The 17,402-nt window shown below is 55.6% G+C and carries 17 protein-coding genes and 1 tRNA gene; 14 read left to right on the top strand and 4 right to left on the bottom strand.

Features of this window, described 5'->3' with window-relative positions; genetic code table 11:
• Positions 1-108: 108 nt before the first annotated feature.
• Both nudC and C1J03_RS02435 read left to right on the top strand, forming a co-directional pair.
• A complete protein-coding gene (gene nudC, locus C1J03_RS02430) occupies positions 109-1,077 on the top strand; it encodes an NAD(+) diphosphatase (RefSeq protein ID WP_114883329.1) in 969 nt (322 codons plus the stop codon).
• 49 nt (positions 1,078-1,126) lie between these two features.
• Entirely contained in the window at positions 1,127-1,594 is a 468-nt protein-coding gene (locus tag C1J03_RS02435) for an SRPBCC family protein (RefSeq protein ID WP_114883331.1), read from the top strand.
• On the opposite strand, the gene C1J03_RS02440 is transcribed toward C1J03_RS02435, so the two are convergent.
• Positions 1,591-2,442: a prephenate dehydratase gene (locus C1J03_RS02440; RefSeq protein ID WP_114883333.1), complete on the bottom strand. Its 852-nt coding sequence runs from the start codon at positions 2,440-2,442 to the stop codon at positions 1,591-1,593. The genes C1J03_RS02435 and C1J03_RS02440 overlap by 4 nt on opposite strands.
• A 161-nt stretch (positions 2,443-2,603) precedes the next feature.
• Here C1J03_RS02440 and C1J03_RS02445 point away from each other — a divergent pair, with 161 nt between their 5' ends.
• The 5 genes from C1J03_RS02445 (at position 2,604) to C1J03_RS02465 (ending at position 9,040) form a co-directional block, all read left to right on the top strand.
• The gene (locus C1J03_RS02445) at positions 2,604-3,104 is read left to right on the top strand and encodes a c-type cytochrome (RefSeq protein WP_114883335.1); all 501 of its coding nucleotides are present in this window, start codon (positions 2,604-2,606) and stop codon (positions 3,102-3,104) included.
• A gap of 166 nt (positions 3,105-3,270) precedes the next feature.
• Complete coding sequence (locus C1J03_RS02450) at positions 3,271-5,199, top strand: extracellular solute-binding protein (protein WP_114883337.1); 1,929 nt, start codon at positions 3,271-3,273, stop codon at positions 5,197-5,199.
• A gap of 9 nt (positions 5,200-5,208) precedes the next feature.
• Positions 5,209-6,294 carry a microcin C ABC transporter permease YejB gene (locus C1J03_RS02455; protein WP_114883339.1) on the top strand — a complete coding sequence of 362 codons (1,086 nt, stop codon included), beginning with the start codon at positions 5,209-5,211 and terminating at the stop codon, positions 6,292-6,294.
• Positions 6,294-7,466, top strand: a complete 1,173-nt coding sequence (locus C1J03_RS02460; RefSeq protein WP_114883341.1) for an ABC transporter permease — start codon at positions 6,294-6,296, stop codon at positions 7,464-7,466. Before C1J03_RS02455 ends, C1J03_RS02460 begins: the two co-directional genes overlap by 1 nt.
• Positions 7,463-9,040, top strand: coding sequence for an ABC transporter ATP-binding protein (locus C1J03_RS02465; protein WP_114883343.1), 1,578 nt, complete (start codon positions 7,463-7,465; stop codon positions 9,038-9,040). Before C1J03_RS02460 ends, C1J03_RS02465 begins: the two co-directional genes overlap by 4 nt.
• A gap of 94 nt (positions 9,041-9,134) precedes the next feature.
• Here C1J03_RS02465 and C1J03_RS25205 read toward each other — a convergent pair whose 3' ends face one another.
• Positions 9,135-9,281 carry a hypothetical protein gene (locus C1J03_RS25205; RefSeq protein ID WP_162798425.1) on the bottom strand — a complete coding sequence of 49 codons (147 nt, stop codon included), beginning with the start codon at positions 9,279-9,281 and terminating at the stop codon, positions 9,135-9,137.
• 90 nt (positions 9,282-9,371) lie between these two features.
• Here C1J03_RS25205 and C1J03_RS02470 point away from each other — a divergent pair, with 90 nt between their 5' ends.
• A complete protein-coding gene (locus tag C1J03_RS02470) occupies positions 9,372-10,265 on the top strand; it encodes a LysR family transcriptional regulator (protein WP_114883346.1) in 894 nt (297 codons plus the stop codon).
• Here the strand turns inward: C1J03_RS02470 and C1J03_RS02475 are convergent.
• Together C1J03_RS02475 and C1J03_RS02480 are read right to left on the bottom strand one after the other, a co-directional pair.
• Entirely contained in the window at positions 10,262-11,764 is a 1,503-nt protein-coding gene (locus C1J03_RS02475; RefSeq protein ID WP_114883348.1) for a D-alanyl-D-alanine carboxypeptidase family protein, read from the bottom strand. The two genes, C1J03_RS02470 and C1J03_RS02475, sit on opposite strands and share 4 nt — an antisense overlap.
• A gap of 240 nt (positions 11,765-12,004) precedes the next feature.
• On the bottom strand, positions 12,005-12,703 hold the full coding sequence (locus tag C1J03_RS02480; protein ID WP_114883350.1) for an HAD family hydrolase: 699 nt from the start codon (positions 12,701-12,703) through the stop codon (positions 12,005-12,007).
• An 86-nt stretch (positions 12,704-12,789) separates the two neighbouring features.
• Here C1J03_RS02480 and clpS point away from each other — a divergent pair, with 86 nt between their 5' ends.
• From clpS to C1J03_RS02510, 6 genes are all read left to right on the top strand, one after another.
• Positions 12,790-13,131: an ATP-dependent Clp protease adapter ClpS gene (clpS, locus tag C1J03_RS02485; RefSeq protein ID WP_114883352.1), complete on the top strand. Its 342-nt coding sequence runs from the start codon at positions 12,790-12,792 to the stop codon at positions 13,129-13,131.
• A gap of 3 nt (positions 13,132-13,134) precedes the next feature.
• The gene (locus C1J03_RS02490; RefSeq protein WP_114883355.1) at positions 13,135-14,127 is read left to right on the top strand and encodes a class I SAM-dependent methyltransferase; all 993 of its coding nucleotides are present in this window, start codon (positions 13,135-13,137) and stop codon (positions 14,125-14,127) included.
• Positions 14,128-14,142: 15 nt separating this feature from the next.
• Positions 14,143-14,943 carry an SDR family NAD(P)-dependent oxidoreductase gene (locus C1J03_RS02495; RefSeq protein ID WP_114883357.1) on the top strand — a complete coding sequence of 267 codons (801 nt, stop codon included), beginning with the start codon at positions 14,143-14,145 and terminating at the stop codon, positions 14,941-14,943.
• A gap of 22 nt (positions 14,944-14,965) precedes the next feature.
• Positions 14,966-15,856 carry an oxygen-dependent coproporphyrinogen oxidase gene (hemF, locus tag C1J03_RS02500; protein WP_114883359.1) on the top strand — a complete coding sequence of 297 codons (891 nt, stop codon included), beginning with the start codon at positions 14,966-14,968 and terminating at the stop codon, positions 15,854-15,856.
• Between the two features lie 145 nt (positions 15,857-16,001).
• Positions 16,002-16,078 (top strand) — tRNA-Met (locus tag C1J03_RS02505).
• A 268-nt stretch (positions 16,079-16,346) separates the two neighbouring features.
• Positions 16,347-17,384, top strand: a complete 1,038-nt coding sequence (locus C1J03_RS02510) for a TRAP transporter substrate-binding protein (protein ID WP_114883361.1) — start codon at positions 16,347-16,349, stop codon at positions 17,382-17,384.
• Positions 17,385-17,402 lie beyond the last annotated feature (18 nt).

The following is a 17,402-nucleotide window of genomic DNA, read 5'->3' on the forward strand; positions in this document are numbered from 1 at the left end:
GATTGATTTGATACGACCAGATGCTGCAGTGCTTTGCAAGGGGGCAGAGGGGTTGCGAATTTGCTTTGCAACAGGAATAGACAAGTCTGAGCAAGCAAGGGGCCCTACATGAAACGCGCAGAGCAGGTGACATTTGGTGGATCGGCCCTCGACCGGGCAGGGGAACTGCGCGGTGATGCCGAAGGACTGGCCGCCGCCATGGCCGACCCAGCCTCGCGGGCCGTGTTGTTTTGGCGCGGTAAGCCCTTGATTGCAACTGAACGTCCAGCGGCGCTGGTACGGGTCCCGCTCGACCACAGTGCGCTGCGTGACGTGACGGAAGCACCGATCTTGCTTGGACGCGAAGACGGCGCCGCAGTTTTTGCCTATGATATACGCGATTGGGTCCCGGACGATCTTGATGAAAGCTCCTTGGGCGCGTTCTTGGATAATTCGAAACAGCATCACCCGGCTTTTGAACAAACCACAGTCTTTGCTGAGTTGCGCCAAGTGATGAACTGGCTCAACCCGCGCGACGCAGAGCTGGCGGCCACAGGCAAGGCAATTCTTGTTTGGCACGAAGCGCATGGGTTTTGCGCGCGGTGTGGTGAACCAACCGAGATTGCGGAGGCGGGGTGGCAGCGCAGCTGTATGTCTTGTGCAGCCTCGCATTTTCCGCGCACTGATCCAGTGGTCATCATGCTGATTACGCACGGCAATTCGGTTCTTTTGGGGCGATCACCCGGTTGGCCCGACGGGATGTATTCATTGCTAGCCGGCTTTGTCGAGCCGGGCGAAACCCTCGAGGCTGCAGTGCGCCGCGAAGTGTTTGAGGAATCTGGTGTGCATGTCGGTCCGGTTGATTATTTATCCAGCCAGCCTTGGCCATTCCCGGCGTCTTTGATGTTCGGGTGCCGAGGCGTTGCCACCACGCGCGACATCACCATCGACCCAGTGGAAATTGAAGACGCGCTTTGGGTCAACCGCGAAGAGTTGATGACAGCATTTGCTGGGTCGCATCCAAAGATTATGCCCGCCCGGAAGGGTTCGATCGCACACTTTTTACTAGAAAACTGGCTTGCGGATACCTTGGATTAACGCGAGGATAAGGCCAGTCCAGTGTTGCTAGCTACAGGTCCCAAACGCGATGAAATTTTCGACCAAAGAGGATATTGAAGCCCCGATTGATGTGGTTTTCGAGATGCTGTGCGATTTCGAAACTTTTGAACGGTCTGCCATGCGACGTGGCGCCGAAGTCGGGCGGGTAGACAATCTCTCAAAGCCTTCCGTTGGTATGACTTGGGATGCAAAGTTTGATCTGCGCGGTAAGCGAAGAGAGCTACAGTTAGAAATGGTTACCTTTGATCGTCCAACTGAGATGGTGTTGGAAAGCCGCTCGCAAGGGTTGTTGGGTACCATGTCGATGGAACTGATGGCCCTGTCACGTAACCGCACGCGTATCCTTGTCGCGCTAGATCTCAAGCCGTTAAACCTATCGGCAAGATTGCTGGTGCAATCACTGAAGCTGGCCAAGAAATCGCTGACCAAGAAATACAAACTCCGTGTAGCGGAGTTTGTAAAAACCATGGAAGAGCGGTATCAGAAGACGGCTTAACTGCCGCTTGGTCTGTCCGGATGGGCAGGATAGACGCCTAAGACCTCAAGCATATTTGTGAAGTATCCCAACTCATCGAGGGCGCGTTTGACGTGTGCGTCCTCCGGGTGACCTTCGATGTCAGCATAAAACTGTGTCGCCGTGAAAGATCCGCCAACCATATAACTCTCAAGCTTGGTCATGTTAACGCCATTCGTGGCGAAGCCGCCCATTGCTTTGTACAGCGCGGCAGGAATGTTGCGGACTTCGAATACGAAGGTTGTCAGCATCCGTTCTGACCGACGAGATAGATCGATGTCTGGGGCCATTAGCAAAAAGCGGGTGGTGTTGTGGTCTAAGTCCTCGATCCCCTCGGCGAGAACTTCGAGCCCGTGGATCTCGGCGGCAACGCTGCTGGCAAGCACACCTTCGTGGCGGGGCCCGTCTTTGGCAAGCTCGGCCGCGGCACCGGCACTGTCGGCCGCAGGTTCTGAGGTGATACCATTTTGTTCAAGGAATCGGCGCGCCTGCGGTAGCAGCACCAAATGCGCACGCACATGTTTTACGTCATCCAGCGTCACACCGGGGCGAGCCATCAGGCAAATGCGCACCCGCACAAAAGCTTCGGCGATAATATGCATTCCGCTTTCGGGTAACAGGCGGTGAATGTCTGCAACCCGGCCGTAAATAGTGTTTTCGACCGGCAACATCGCTAAATCAGCACGGTCTTCGCGAACCGCACGTAAAACATCTTCAAACGTCTCGCACGGAATTGGCGTGGCGTCCGGACGTGCCTGCAGGCAGGCTTCGTGGCTATAGGCCCCTAAAGCGCCTTGAAATGCGATGCGTCGCGAAGATTTGGTGGTCATTGGGATCTTCCTTTGGTGCTGGCCTTGGATGCTGGCCGATCGGTGGGCGCGCGTGGGGGTGGTCGAATGGTCGCGGTAACTACACCTTGCCCCGCCGGAGGGAAAGCAATAGATACGCGTGCAAAGATGTATCCCCAAGATCAAGATGATGGACCTGAACCATGGACACAATGACCCTTACAAAAGTTGCTGCAGGCCTGTTTGGGGCATGGCTGATATTATTGATGGGAAAATTCGCTGCTGAAGAGATCTACCACTCTGGCCTTCACGGCGAAGCTTCTTACGTAATTGAAGTTGCCGACGCGGGCGGCGCTGAAGTTGAAGACGCAGTGCCTTTCGAAGAAGTGTTGGCTTCGGCTGATGCAGCTTCTGGTGCAAAAGTATTTAAGAAATGCTCCTCGTGCCACAAAGTTGAGCAAGGTGCCAATGCAACTGGCCCGTATCTTTATGCCGTGGTTGGCCGCAACGTTGATGCCGCCGAAGGTTTCAAATACTCTGGCGCACTCGAAAAGGTCGCCGATGTATGGTCTCCAGAGAACCTGAATAGCTTCCTGACCAACCCCAAAGGCTTCGCGCCGGGCACATCAATGGGCTTTAAAGGCCTCAAGAAGGTCGAAGACCGTGCTAATGTGATCGCTTATCTTCAAAGCATTGCTAATTAAATTGCGCTAGAATGATTGAGTTGGGCCGCTTTTCAGCGGCCTTTTTCTTGTCTGATCCCAGATTTCAGCCAGATCACACAGTTGCAACTTGTAACTTGGTATACGGGGCCATTAGCCTAAGTTAAGCAGTCGACCTACTTGCCGTGATCTGAACGAGGAGCCCTATATGCCCAAGTCCCAAGCCCGTATCGCCACCCGGCAATTGAACCCCCTTTTGGGATGGTCCGCATTCGTTTTTTTGACTTTGGGTGTTCTCGTGGCCGGGATGGCACGCGCGCAAGAGGGGCCGATCATCGAAAGCCATGGCTATTCATTTTATGGCGACCTTAAATACCCTGCTGATTTTGCACATTTCGACTACGTGAACCCCGAGGCACCCAAGGGCGGCGAGATTGCCATCTCGGCGCTGGGCACGTTCGATTCAATGAACCCCTACAGCCGTAAAGGTCGTGGTGGCGGGCTGAGCACGGTTATGTACGAGAGCCTATTCGTGGAGGGTGTGAATTCCGAGAGCGCGCCGGCGGATGCATATGGTGAATATTACTGTCTGCTGTGCAAGAGCATCGAATATCCTGATACGCAGGATTGGGTGATTTTCCACATGCGCCCCGGGGCACGGTTTTCAACCGGCGATCCGGTGACCGCCCATGATATCGAATTCTCGCACAACTTGTTGCTGGATCAGGGTTTGAAATCTTATGCAGACGCGGTGCGTCAACGGATCCCCAAGGTCGAGGTGATCGACGACTACACGATTAAATTTCACTTCACGCCAGGTATTTCGCGCCGCAGTCTGATCAGTCAGGTCGGAAATGTGCCTGCATGGTCCAAGAAGTGGTACGAGGAAACCGGCGCGCGCCTTGATGAGAGCCGTCTTGAGACGTCGCCCGGATCCGGTCCTTACATGGTTGAGGACGTCAAAGTGAACCGCCGGATCGTCTATCAACGCAACCCTGACTATTGGGGAAATGACCTGGCCGTTAATCAAGGCCGCAATAATTTTGACCGCATACGCATCGAATATTTTGGCGATGAGAACGCTGCATTTGAAGCCTTTAAGGCCGGGGAATACACGTTCCGGAATGAAGGAAATTCGAAAAACTGGGCGACGGCCTATGAATTTCCAAAGGTGCAGGATGGCTATGTGGTGAAAGACGAGATCGCGGACGGATCGCCGCCCACGCCGTCTGGCATCGTCTTTAACCTTGGTCGCGAGGTTATGAAGGACAAGCGCGTGCGCGAAGCTGTCTCTTTGGCATTCAACTTTGAATGGACCAACGAGTCGCTGCAATATGGTCTGTTTAAACAGCGCACCTCTTTCAGCGAAGGTACACCGGTCATGGCGACTGGCTTGCCAACAGGCGCCGAGCTAGCGTTCTTGGAAAGTCTTGGGGATGTGGTCGTGCCTGAGGTTTTGACCCAAGAGGTTCGATTGCCACATACCTCGGGTGCTGCGCGTCTTCTGGATCGACGCAATGCGCGCAAGGCGATGAAGTTGTTGGATGACGCAGGTTGGGCTGTGGGGACAGACGGTAAACGTCGCAATGCGGATGATGAGCCGCTGCGCTTGACGTTCCTATTGAACAGCTCAACGTCGGCGACGTTGTCTGCGGTGGTCGAGAACTTCATTTCCAACCTTGATGCCATGGGCATTGAAGCAGTCTTGGAGAAAGTCGACAGCTCTCAGTATACGGAGCGCGAACGGGACCGTGACTACGATCTGGTGTATGACCAATATGCTGCCTTCTTAGGAACCGGTACTGGGCTGATGCAGTTTTACGGCTCTGAGGCGGCAAGCTATTCTCTCTTTAACCCTGCTGGATTGGCCAGTCCGATGGTTGATGCGATTGTTCAAGCTTCCTTGCAGGCACAGACCGTTGAAGAGGAAACCACAGCGATGACCGCGCTGGACCGGGCGCTGCGCTATGAGTTCATTATGATCCCCGTCTGGTACAACGATGTCTATTGGACGGCTTACTATGATCAATACGAGCACCCTGAGGAGCAGCCTGCCTACGGTCTTGGCTACCTTGATTGGTGGTGGTTCAACGAAGAGAAGGCCGCCAAGCTAATCGCTGCCGGTGCGTTGCGGTAAGCGCCTCAAATGGGTTCGTATATCCTCAGAAGGCTTTTGCTGATCATTCCGACCTTGTTCGGTATCATGCTGGTCAACTTCGCGCTGGTGCAATTTGTACCGGGCGGCCCTGTTGAGCAGGCGATTGCCCGTATTCAAGGTGGCGGTGACGTTTTTGGTGGGTTCACCGGATCAGGCACGGACGCGGGTAACGAGGTGACGACATCGACGGATAACTATGTCGGTGCTCGAGGTCTCCCGCCGGAATTCATCGAAGAGCTCAGAGAGGAATATGGGCTGGATAAACCGGTTGTGCAGCGGTTTTTCACCATGCTTTGGAACTACATGCAGTTCGATTTCGGCGAGAGTTTCTTTCGCTCAGTCAGTGTGATTGATCTGATCAAAGAAAAGCTGCCCGTGTCGATTACGTTGGGGCTTTGGTCGACGCTGATCGCTTATATCGTGTCGATACCGCTGGGCATTGCCAAGGCGGTGCGTGACGGAACGCGGTTTGACACTTGGACGTCTGGGGCGATCATTGCGGCCTATGCGATCCCCGGTTTCTTGTTTGCGATCCTGTTGCTTGTCCTCTTTGCGGGGGGGTCCTATTGGCAGGTATTCCCGCTTCGCGGTCTGACCAGTGACAATTGGGAAAGCCTTAGTGTCTTTGGCAAGATCACGGATTATTTCTGGCACATCACGTTGCCGGTGCTGGCCTCAACCATTTCGGCTTTTGCAACGCTGACGCTGCTGACCAAGAACAGTTTTCTTGACGAGATCAAGAAGCACTATGTGATCACCGCCCGCGCCAAGGGCCTGTCAGAAAAGCAGGTTCTATATGGCCATGTTTTTCGCAACGCGATGCTGATCGTGATCGCGGGATTTCCGGCCGTGTTCATCGGCGTGTTCTTTGGTGCGTCCCTAATTATTGAGACGATCTTTTCGCTTGATGGGTTGGGCCGTTTGGGATTCGAGGCAGCCGTTGCGCGTGATTATCCAATCGTGTTTGGCACGCTGTTCATTTTTGGCCTCATTGGTCTGGTGGTCGGGATTATTTCGGACCTGATGTACGTGCTGGTCGATCCGCGCATCGATTTTGAAAAGAGGGAAGGCTAATGGCTCTGTCACCCCTCAACAGCCGCCGCTGGCGTAACTTCACCCGCAATCGCCGGGCCTATTGGTCGCTCTGGATTTTCTTGGTGCTGTTTGTTTTGTCGCTGCTTGCAGAGTTTCTGGCCAACGACAAACCGATCCTCGTGAACTACCGTGGCGAATACTACATGCCGATTTTCAGCTTTTACCCTGAAACGGCCTTTGGCGGAGATTTTCAAACCGAAGCCGTCTACCGCGATCCTGAGGTCAAATGCCTGATCGCTACCGGTGGGCTTGAGCAATGTTTTGATGATCCAGATGCCTATCTGGAAGATGCCAAAGACGGCGAGGTCGACGGCGAGGCAATCGAAAAAGGGTGGGCGATCTGGCCGCCGATCCCCTATTCTTTCAACACTGCCGTCGACCGTGCGGGTGCTTCGCCTCTGCCGCCTGACGTCATTGGATTTTATACTGACGACCAAGGCGAAAGCCGCTTTGGTCTGCTGCCGCCTGACCAGCGTGGTCACAACCTTCTAGGAACGGACTATCCCAAACGCGACGTGATGGCGCGGGTGATCCACGGTTTTCGGTTGTCGATTGTGTTTACCATTCTGGTGACTGGGGCCGCGACGGTCATCGGCATTGTGGCGGGAGCGGTTCAAGGGTTTTTCGGCGGCTGGGTCGATCTGATTTTCCAACGGATCATCGAGATATGGTCGTCTACGCCGTCGCTCTATGTGATTATCATTATGTTCGCCATTTTAGGGCGAAGTTTCTGGCTGTTGGTGTTTCTGCTGGTGTTGTTCTCATGGACGGCGCTGGTGGGTGTGGTGCGCGCTGAATTCCTGCGTGCTCGCAACCTTGAATACGTGCGCGCCGCGCGAGCGCTGGGGGTGGGCAACGTGACGATTATGTTCCGCCACATGCTGCCCAATGCGATGGTCGCGACCCTGACGATGCTGCCGTTCATCATCACCGGCACAATTTCGTCGCTGGCCGTGCTTGATTATCTTGGCTTTGGCCTGCCGTCTTCTGCACCCTCGTTGGGCGAGCTGACCTTGCAGGCAAAACAAAACCTTGAAGCCCCGTGGTTGGCCTTCACCGCGTTCTTTACATTCGCGATTATGCTGTCGCTTTTGGTGTTCATCTTTGAGGGGGTTCGCGATGCCTTTGACCCCAGAAAGACCTTTTCGTGAGCTTGCTTGAAGTCAAGGATCTGTACGTGTCCTTCCGCCAAGATGGCGCGCTTAGCCATGCGGTGAAGGGCGTCAGCTTTGCGGTTGAACGTGGGGAGACAGTCGCGATTGTGGGCGAAAGTGGATCGGGTAAATCGGTTTCGGCGTTGAGCACTGTGTCGTTGTTGGGCGATAGTGCCGAGGTTTCAGGATCGGTCACCTTTGACGGCCAGGAAATGATCGGTGCCTCACCTGAGCTGCTGCGCAAAGTGCGCGGCAATGACATCAGCTTCATTTTCCAAGAGCCGATGACCTCGCTGAACCCGCTGCACACAATCGACAAACAGCTGGCGGAATCGCTAGCGCTTCATCAAGGGCTAACAGGGGACGCGGCGCGCACGCGTATTCTGGAACTGTTGGAAAAGGTCGGGATCAACGACGCCGAAAGCCGTTTGGGTGCGTACCCGCACCAGCTGTCGGGAGGGCAACGCCAGCGTGTCATGATCGCCATGGCCTTGGCCAACAAGCCGGGCATTTTGATCGCAGATGAGCCCACGACCGCGCTGGACGTGACCATTCAAGCGCAAATCCTTGATCTGCTGAAAGACCTCAAGGACAGCGAAGGCATGGGCCTTTTGTTCATCACCCATGACTTGGGCATCGTGCGCCGCATCGCCGACCGGGTTTGCGTTATGCAAAACGGCGAGATCGTGGAGCAGGGAACCGCAGCTGAACTCTTTGCCAACCCGCAGCACCCTTATACGATTAAACTCCTAAGTGCGGAGCCGTCTGGCCGCCCTGATCCCGTGCCTGAGGGCGCGGAACTGATTGCGGAAACGGAGAATCTGAAAGTCTGGTTCCCGATCCAAGCGGGGCTTTTGCGCCGTACCGTTGGCCACGTAAAAGCTGTCAATGATGCGAGCCTGACCGTGCATGCTGGCGAAACCGTCGGCATCGTTGGTGAAAGTGGGTCGGGCAAGACGACACTGGCGCTGGCGATCATGCGCTTGATCGCGTCAGAGGGGCGCGTGGTGGTGCTTGGCCGTGATATCCACGCGCAATCCACGCGCGAGCTGCGGCGTCTGCGCAAAGACATGCAAATCGTGTTTCAGGATCCTTTCGGAAGCTTAAGTCCACGGATGACCTGCATGCAGATCATATCCGAGGGCCTCGCCATCCACAAAGTGGATGAAGGCCGCGATGTACGGGAATTGGTCCAAGAAGTGATGGTCGAAGTGGGCCTCGATCCTGAGACTATGGACCGTTATCCGCATGAATTCTCGGGTGGGCAACGCCAACGTATCGCCATTGCGCGTGCGATGGTCCTGCGTCCGCGCCTGTTGGTGTTGGACGAACCGACGTCTGCGCTTGATATGACAGTGCAAGTCCAGATCGTGGATCTGTTGCGGAATTTACAAGTTAAGTATGGGCTGGCCTATTTGTTTATCAGCCACGATTTGAAGGTCATCCGCGCGATGTCTCACAAAGTTATGGTCATGAAGCGCGGTGATGTCGTGGAATATGGTCCTGCCGACACCCTTTATGAAAACCCTCAATCTGACTATACACGGACGCTGCTTCAAGCTGCCACGTGAGATTACAGAAGCCCTCTGCGCTAGGGCTTCTGCTGGAGGCGTTTTAGCGGTGTGACCAAGGCTGCAGGCCACGAACCAGCCCCAGATGTTATCGTCACAGCTTTTTTAGATCCACGTAACGCGTCTTGCGGCGTGGGAACCAGCGGCGACGTTTTTGGTCGGCTACTGATGGGACTTCTTGCAGCTGCATCAAATCTGTACGCGTGGCAGTCATGAAAGTTTTTGCGTATATGTTCATCATGGTTTCTCTCCTATTCTTGCACTTATACTTGATCAACTTTGAAAAATTTGCGAGTCATTGATAAATTCAATGTGTAAGCTGGGGTAACATATGGATTGGAAGGAACTGCCGCCACTGTCTGCATTGCGCAGCTTTGCAGCATTTGCGGAAAACGGAAGCGTCATAGCTGCAGGAGATGCTTTGGGGGTGAGCCATGCCGCGATCAGCCAGCAATTGCGCGCGCTTGAGGGGCATATGGGCGTGCCACTTTTGGATCGCAGCGGGCGAGCCCTGCGCATAACTCCAGAGGGGGAAGTGTTGGCGCGGGCGCTAAAAACTGGTTTTGGCGGGGTGGCTGATGCGGTTGCTGAACTGACCGGTGCCCGCGATGCCAGACCTTTGCATGTGTCCGTTACGCCGACCTTTGCGGCAAGTTGGTTGATGCCGCGTCTTGCTGGGTTTCGTCACGCACACCCTGAAATCGACCTGATGATTGACCCTACCCCTGAGGTGGTGACGCTTGGTCCAGACGGCATTGACGTGGCTTTGCGCAATGGGGAGGGGCCATGGCCGGGGTTGGAGACTGAGTTGCTACTATCGTCAACGCTTGTTGTGGTGGGTGCTCCGTCCTTGGTGGGAGACGGACCGGTCCCGCCCGTTGAAGCGTTAGCTCAGTTGCCTTGGCTCGACGAATTTGGTCGCTCAGAAAGCAGCATGTGGCTTCAGCAATATGGGTTTGCCCGGAGCGCTCGGGGGTTGGCGCAGGTTCCTGGCAATCTGATGTTGGATGGTGCTCGCGATGGGCAAGGGCTGGCCGTCACGGTGAGGATGTTTGTTGAGCGTGATATCGCAGCAGGACGGTTGCGTGTTCTGCATGAAGCCGCCCAAGGCGGCACGGGATACCACATTGTCACGAGGGCGGGCGTTATGCGCCCACCGCTCAAAGCGTTTGTCAGCTGGTTGCGCTGCGAAGCAGCTGCGTCAATGAAGGCAGTTGACGTCTAGCCAGGGCCAACCATCAAACAGCTCACGTTACGTGCCTGAAGTCTGCGGCACGCAAGGTCAGCGGTTTCACGGGTCATCCCGAGGAAGTTGGCCTCGAAGCCACGAGGGCGCTGCACAACTTTGCGCAGGCTGCCATCCAGTGTCGCCATTTCTGCCAAGGCCGTTTTGATCAGCACGCTCTCAGCCTCGTGGCGGGTGCCGTAATTGCCGATGTTGACCCCCCAATGCCGCCCGCCAGAGGTAGATAGGCGCGTGACAACTTCTTGCTTTGGCGGAGCCTTGGATGCATTTGCCTTGGTGCCGGTTACGACCAAACCTTTCGGGCGCATCGCCGGCCGGCGAGAGGCTGACGCCAATACAACATTTGCCTGCGGTGCTTGGGTTTTGGTGGTTTCCGCAATCGGGGCCCGTTTTGCTTCGGCTTGGGCTTCAATGAGGGCCGCGTTGATGTCTGCGGTCAAGATCGTGCTCGTTGCGTTTGGCTGTTCTGCGGTGGCCACGACGACCTCAACTTGGTTGCCGGGGCGGACCTTTGGCCGTTTGGACGTTTTGACTGCGCCAACCAAACGGATGGTCTTGCCTTTGCCACTAGCCGTCGCTGCGGTGGTGGACTGAGAAGGTGTATCGGCAATGCTTGCAAGGTTTGGCACCCTGGTCTTGCGGATTGGTGCGCGGCTGGGTGAGCGGCGGAAACCCATATCTAGCAGCTCGGCCACGCGGGCATTTCGCTGTGCCGTTGATTTGCCGCCAAAGACAGTAGCGATCACGCGTTCGTCGCCACGCTGCGCCGATGCAACAAGGTTAAACCCAGCGGCACGGGTGTAGCCCGTCTTGATCCCGTCGGCACCCTTGTAAGCGGCCAGTAGGCGGCGGTTGGTGTTGTTGACTTTGCGAACGCCAGCATCCGTCGAGGTGCGCGAGAACAGGTTATAGTACTGCGGATAGTCATAGAGCACGTGCCGGCCTAGCGTGGTCATATCGCGGGCGCTGGACATATGTCCGCTTTCGGTCAGGCCGTGGGCGTTCTTGAACGTGGTGCGGGTCATCCCTAGTGCTTTGGCGGTTCGGTTCATGCGGCGGGCAAATTTTGCCTCTGATCCAGAGAGCGCTTCACCGATGGCTGTGGCCGCGTCATTGGCTGATTTCACCGATGCTGCGCGGATAAGGTAGCGAAAGGAGATCGTTTGACCCGACCTTAGACCCAGCTTTGAGGGAGGCTCGGAGGCGGCGTGGGACGAAATCTTGACCTTGGTGTCGAGTGAAATCTCGCCACGCTCAATCGCTTCAAAGGCGATGTAGAGGGTCATCATTTTGGTAAGGGAGGCCGGATGCAGTCGGGTGTCGGCATTGCGTGAATGCAGCACCTCGCCAGTCCGAGCATCAATGACAAGCGCCGCATAGGGAGCAGCTCTGGCACTCAAAGGAACCAGAACGAGAATCCACAATGCCGCAAGAATAATTAGCCCGAAACGGGCCGGCTGAACGCGCCGCGCCTTCATAATAACTGCCTTTTTTCTGCCTCAGACCGCCGATTATTCGACTGGCCATATTTTTATTACCCAGAATCTAGCACAGGTCGGATTTTCGATAAACCCACTGAATATGAGGAAACAACGAAAGTTTGGCGTTGTTGCATTCCATATTTAGCGCATGTTTGGAGGGAGCCTACCAGCTAGGGTAATGTGTCAGGAATGTGGCAGGACTTGGGCGCTATTGCCCTGTTTGAGAGCGAGGGTGATTCAAGTTAAATTCGCCACCAGCGCAGGTAAGGCGGACAGATCTGCAATCTCGTGAAATCCAGGGTGATCGGGGGCTTCTGCATGTTCAATAGCCCAAGCTAACCCGTGTGGTACGAACACGCCCAAGCCGCCTGCGGCGATCATTGGGAGCACATCGGAAGCCATGGAATTGCCGACCATCAACCCCTGCGCCGCACCGTCGCCGTGTTGGTCATAGATCCGTATGTAGGTTTCTGACGTTTTGGCAGAGACGATTTCGACCGCATCAAACGCATCGCCAAGGCCCGATTGCGCCAGCTTGCGTTCTTGGTCCAGCAGATCGCCCTTGGTGATCAGGACAACTTTGTAGGTGCCGCTTAGGGCCGCAACCGTTTCCGCAGCATGAGGCAGCAAGTCAATCGGGTGACTTAGCATTTCGCGCCCAGCTTCCAACAGCTCGGCGATCACACTACCAGGCAGGCGGCCATCCGTTACCTCGATTGCGGTTTCAATCATCGATAGGGTAAAGCCTTTGATGCCAAAGCCATAATGTGGTAGGTTTCGCTGCTCTGCAGCCAGCAATCGGTCCATTAGGGTGTCGGCATCTGTATGGTCGGCCAATAGGTCGGCAAAACGATCCTGAGTAAGCGCAAAGAAGCGTTCATTGTGCCAAAGCGTGTCGTCGGCATCAAAGCCAATGGTGGTTAACTGGCGGGACATCTGGAACGGGCCTCTTTCAAAAATGCTGGCCCACGTTATATAGACGCTTGCGCGACTCATATAAAACCTCACTTTTCGGAGCAGCAATGCACCACGAACCACATATGATGGCTGACAAGTATGATGACGACGTTGACACGTCGATTCTGACAATGACCAAGCCCAAGACAAAGCGGCCACCTCTTTATAAGGTGATGCTGCTGAATGATGACTTCACGCCAATGGAGTTTGTCGTTCACGTGTTGGAGCGTTTCTTCGGTCTCAACCACGCGCAAGCGTTTGAAATTATGTTGGTTGTGCATAAAAAGGGGTTGGCTGTTGTCGGTGTCTTTAGCCACGAGATTGCCGAGACCAAGGTGACTCAGGTCATGGATTTCGCGCGCCGTCATCAGCACCCGCTGCAATGCACTATGGAAAAAGAAGAATAACGCATGCTGGATGCGCGCCTGCCGCTGGCCCTTGATGGAGGCGGCCTAGAGTGGCCTGAAGAGGGCAAGATCGCGGTATTTCAGCCGCCCCGTGACGCAGACCTTGATGGAATACCGCAAGATCGCGCGCAAATTATCGAAGGTTTCAAACCCGACCATGACGGATGGGTTGCGCGTGGCTATGACGTGGCCACCTCCGCCCAAGGACGGTATGCGGCTGCGTTGGTTAGTCTGCCTCGTGCAAAGGCCGAGGCCCGGGCCCTGATCGCCGAAGCATGTTCTGTCAGTGATGGGCCCGTGGTGATCGACGGTCAGAAAACGGACGGTGCTGACAGTCTGTTGCGAGAAATGCGTACACGGGTCACAGTGTATGGGCCCATTTCTAAGGGACACGGCAAGATGTTCTGGATCTCGGCACCTGCCGCGGATTGCTTTGCCGATTGGGCTCAAGGGCCTTCCCAGACCGAAGGCGGATTTTGGACGGCACCGGGGGTGTTTTCCGCAGACGGTGTTGATCTGGCCTCAGCGCTGCTGATCGAGGCTTTGCCGGAGAAGCTGGGACCAGAAGTTGTCGATTTGGGGGCCGGTTGGGGATACCTTGCCGCTCACATTCTGACCCGGCCGGAAATCAAAGCCGTACATCTGGTTGAGGCGAGCCACATCGCGCTGGAATGTGCACGCCATAATGTGACGGACGACCGCGCGGAATTTCATTGGGCAGATGCTACCGCCTGGAAGCCAGCGCGCAGCGTCAATTGCGTTGTGATGAACCCCCCATTTCACACCGGTCGCGCCGCAGAGCCGCAGATTGGTCAGGCCTTTGTGGCCGCCGCGGCCCAGATTTTGTCATCGCATGGCGATCTGTGGATGGTGGCGAACCGCCATTTGCCCTATGAAACAGAGCTCAAGGCCCGGTTTTTAAAGGTCGAAGAAATTGGTGGCGACGCGCGGTTCAAGCTGTTTCACGCATCCCGCCCAACGGCCAAGCGGCGCTAACGCAAGGAGAGGCGAATGTCATTTTCCATCAGTGGTAAGACAGTGATCGTTACAGGGGCTGCCAACGGTATCGGCCTTTCGATTGCACGACTTTTTGCCGACCAAGGTGCCAATGTTATGTGCGCCGATATGGATGAAAAGAAGCTGATCGCGGAACTCGGAAAACCAACAGACGAAGGTAATATCCGGTTTTTTGCGGGTGACTTGCGGCAGCGTTTGACGATCGCCAACCTTATATCGGCTACGATCGATGCATTTGAACAAGTTGATGTGCTCGTCAATGCCTCAAGGCAGGTGATGCTGACAGATGCGTTGGACGTCGATGACACCTCAGTCGGGGTCCTGTTGGAGCAAAACCTGATGACTGCGCTGCATCTGTCACAGCAGGTTGCGCGGCGCATGATCAAACAGGCCGAAGACCAGCCTGAGGGGCAAGTCGGCTCGATCATCAACTTAAGTTCTGTCGCGTCGCGCCAGACTCGGCCAGAGTTGATGGGATATTCCATTGCGGCCGCTGCGTTGGAGCAGATGACGCGGTCTATGGCGTTGACGCTGGCCCCGCACCGGATCCGGGTGAATGCGGTGGCATTTGGATCGGTCATGAGCGCGTCTTTGATGGCTTCTGTCGCCGAAAACCGTGAATGGCGCGATGACATTCGCAAACATACGCCGCTGGGCCGTATCGCGGCACCGTCCGAATTGGCCGAAGTGGTGCAATTTTTGGCGGCTGACAGTTCCGCTTTCGTGACGGGTGAAGTGATGGTGGTTGATGGCGGTCGGTCGCTGCTGGATCCTGTATCCGCGCCGGCGCATTGATCAAAATTCGCGGGAGACGGAGATGACACAGACGTTTGACACTGAAAAGGCCCGCGCGGCTGAATGGTTCTGCGGCTTGCGCGATGATATCGTCGCCGCCTTTGAAGCCTTTGAAGAGGGCCATGATAAGGGTCCGCTTTGTGACCAAGTGCCCGGTCAATTTGAAATCACTGAAACCACGCGCCGCAGCGATGATGGGTCAGATGCCGGCGGCGGTGTGATGAGCGTCATGCGCGGGGGCCGCGTTTTCGAAAAGGTCGGCGTTAATACCTCGACCGTCTACGGGACTTTGGGGGCGCGCGCGCAACAGGCGATGGCGGCGCGCGGTGTGCCGGGCATGGAAGACGACCCGCGGTTTTGGGCTTCGGGTATTTCGCTGGTCGCGCATATGCAAAACCCGCACGCGCCCGCGGTCCATATGAACACTCGTATGTTTTGGACCCCTGGCGCGTGGTGGTTTGGCGGTGGTTCGGACCTGAACCCGTGTATCGAATATGATGAAGACACTGCGCATTTTCACGCGACGCAAGCGGAGTACTTGAATCCGCATGGTGATGATCTTTACCCCAAGCTCAAAGCTTGGGCGGACGAGTATTTCTATATTCCGCACCGCAATCGGGCGCGAGGTGTCGGCGGCATCTTTATGGATGATCGCAATACAGGTGATTGGGAAGCGGACTTTGCGCTGACGCAGGACATCGGCCGTGCGTTCTTGCCAGCCTACGTCCCGCTTGTTGAGAAACGAAAGCCGCAACCGTGGACCGACGCAGAGAAAGAGACGCAACTGGTCCACCGTGGCCTCTATGCGGAGTATAATCTGGTCTATGATCGGGGCACGAAGTTTGGCCTTGAGACTGGCCATGACGCCAATGCGGTGCTGATGAGCTTGCCGCCCATGGCCAAGTGGATTTGATCCAATTTGGCTTCGATTCTAGCCCAACACCGACATGACTGGTGGTGGCAGCGTTCTGTATTCGCGGGTGCAGTGCCATATGATGGCTATTGTGAGGATTTGGGCCTTGACGCAAGGCTGGTGCTGGCATAGCCATCGCGCCGATGGCGTTATAGCTCAGTTGGTTAGAGCGAACGACTCATAATCGTTAGGTCCCTGGTTCAAATCCAGGTAACGCCACCATCAAACCCCGTGCCTTAAGTGAATAGTTTCAAGCGATCAGCTCTGATTCTTGGGCGCGCGGGACCTCTCCTAGACGCTGTTTGTAACTTGTATTTGGTGCGTTAGTGCGCCTTGCGGCTTGTCTTGGCTTTGTGCGTCGGTCAGGATGCTCTCTAGCGGGAGAGTATTTAGCGCGGCTGCTGTGCGACGCTGTAAGCAGTAAAACGAGATCAAAAAGGGCCTGAGCGACATAATACGCCGCCGATAAGGACCCTAGGGAGAAGATATCATGACGACACGTAGAAAACTATTTGGCCTTGCAGGTGCTGCGGCTTTCGCCCTCGGCCTCGGCGCTGCCCCGGCACTGGCCCAAGACGTCACGCTGCGGATGCACCAATTCCTGCCACCGCAGGCCAATGTGCCCAAGCTGGTGTTGGATGTCTGGGCTGATAAAGTCGAAGCCGCCAGCGAAGGCCGTATTAAGATTGAACGCTACCCCTCCATGCAGCTGGGCGGCACGCCGCCAGAGCTGATGGACCAAGCCATTGACGGCGTTGCCGACATTGTCTGGACTGTGGTGGGCTATACGCCGGGTCGTTATCCGTCGACCGAAGTGTTTGAGCTGCCATTCATGGTGTCTGACGCCCGCGCGGCCAGCTCTGCGTATTGGCAGATGTTTGAGAAAAACATGAAGGATGGCGAGTTCAAGGATGTGCATATTCTTGGTACTTGGGTTCACGGTCCCGGCCTGATCCACACCAACAAAGAAGTCCGCACGCCTGCTGACATGCAAGGCCTTAAAATCCGCGGCGGGTCCCGCCTTGCCAATGCTCTGCTCGAAGAAGTCGGGGCTGCGCCGGTTGGGATGCCTGTTCCGGCAATCCCAGAGGGCCTGAGCAAAGGTGTCATCGACGGCACGACCATTCCGTGGGAAGTCACAGCCGCGCTCAAGGTTCCTGAGCTGGTCAAAAACCACACTGAATTCACAGGTAACGCACTTTATACGCTGACCTTTGTTCTGGCGATGAACAAGGACCGCTATGAGGGCATGCCTGATGATCTGAAAAAGGTGATCGACGACAATTCAGGTCTGGAATTCTCAGTCTTTGCAGGCGGCACGCAAGCTGATTCTGATGCTCCAGCACGCAAGCTGGCCGCGGATGCAGGCAACAACATCGTGACGCTGGATGAAGCTGAAACCAAGGTTTGGATTGACGCATCACAACCAGTTTATGCCAAGTGGCTTGCTGAGATGAGCGATAAAGGTATCGACGGCCAGGCGCTCATCGACGAAGCGCGCAGCCTGATGGATGCTTACCAGCCTTAAGTGCTATTCTCTTAAATC

Source organism: Sulfitobacter sp. SK012, from assembly GCF_003352085.1.
Taxonomy (GTDB): Bacteria; Pseudomonadota; Alphaproteobacteria; order Rhodobacterales; family Rhodobacteraceae; genus Sulfitobacter.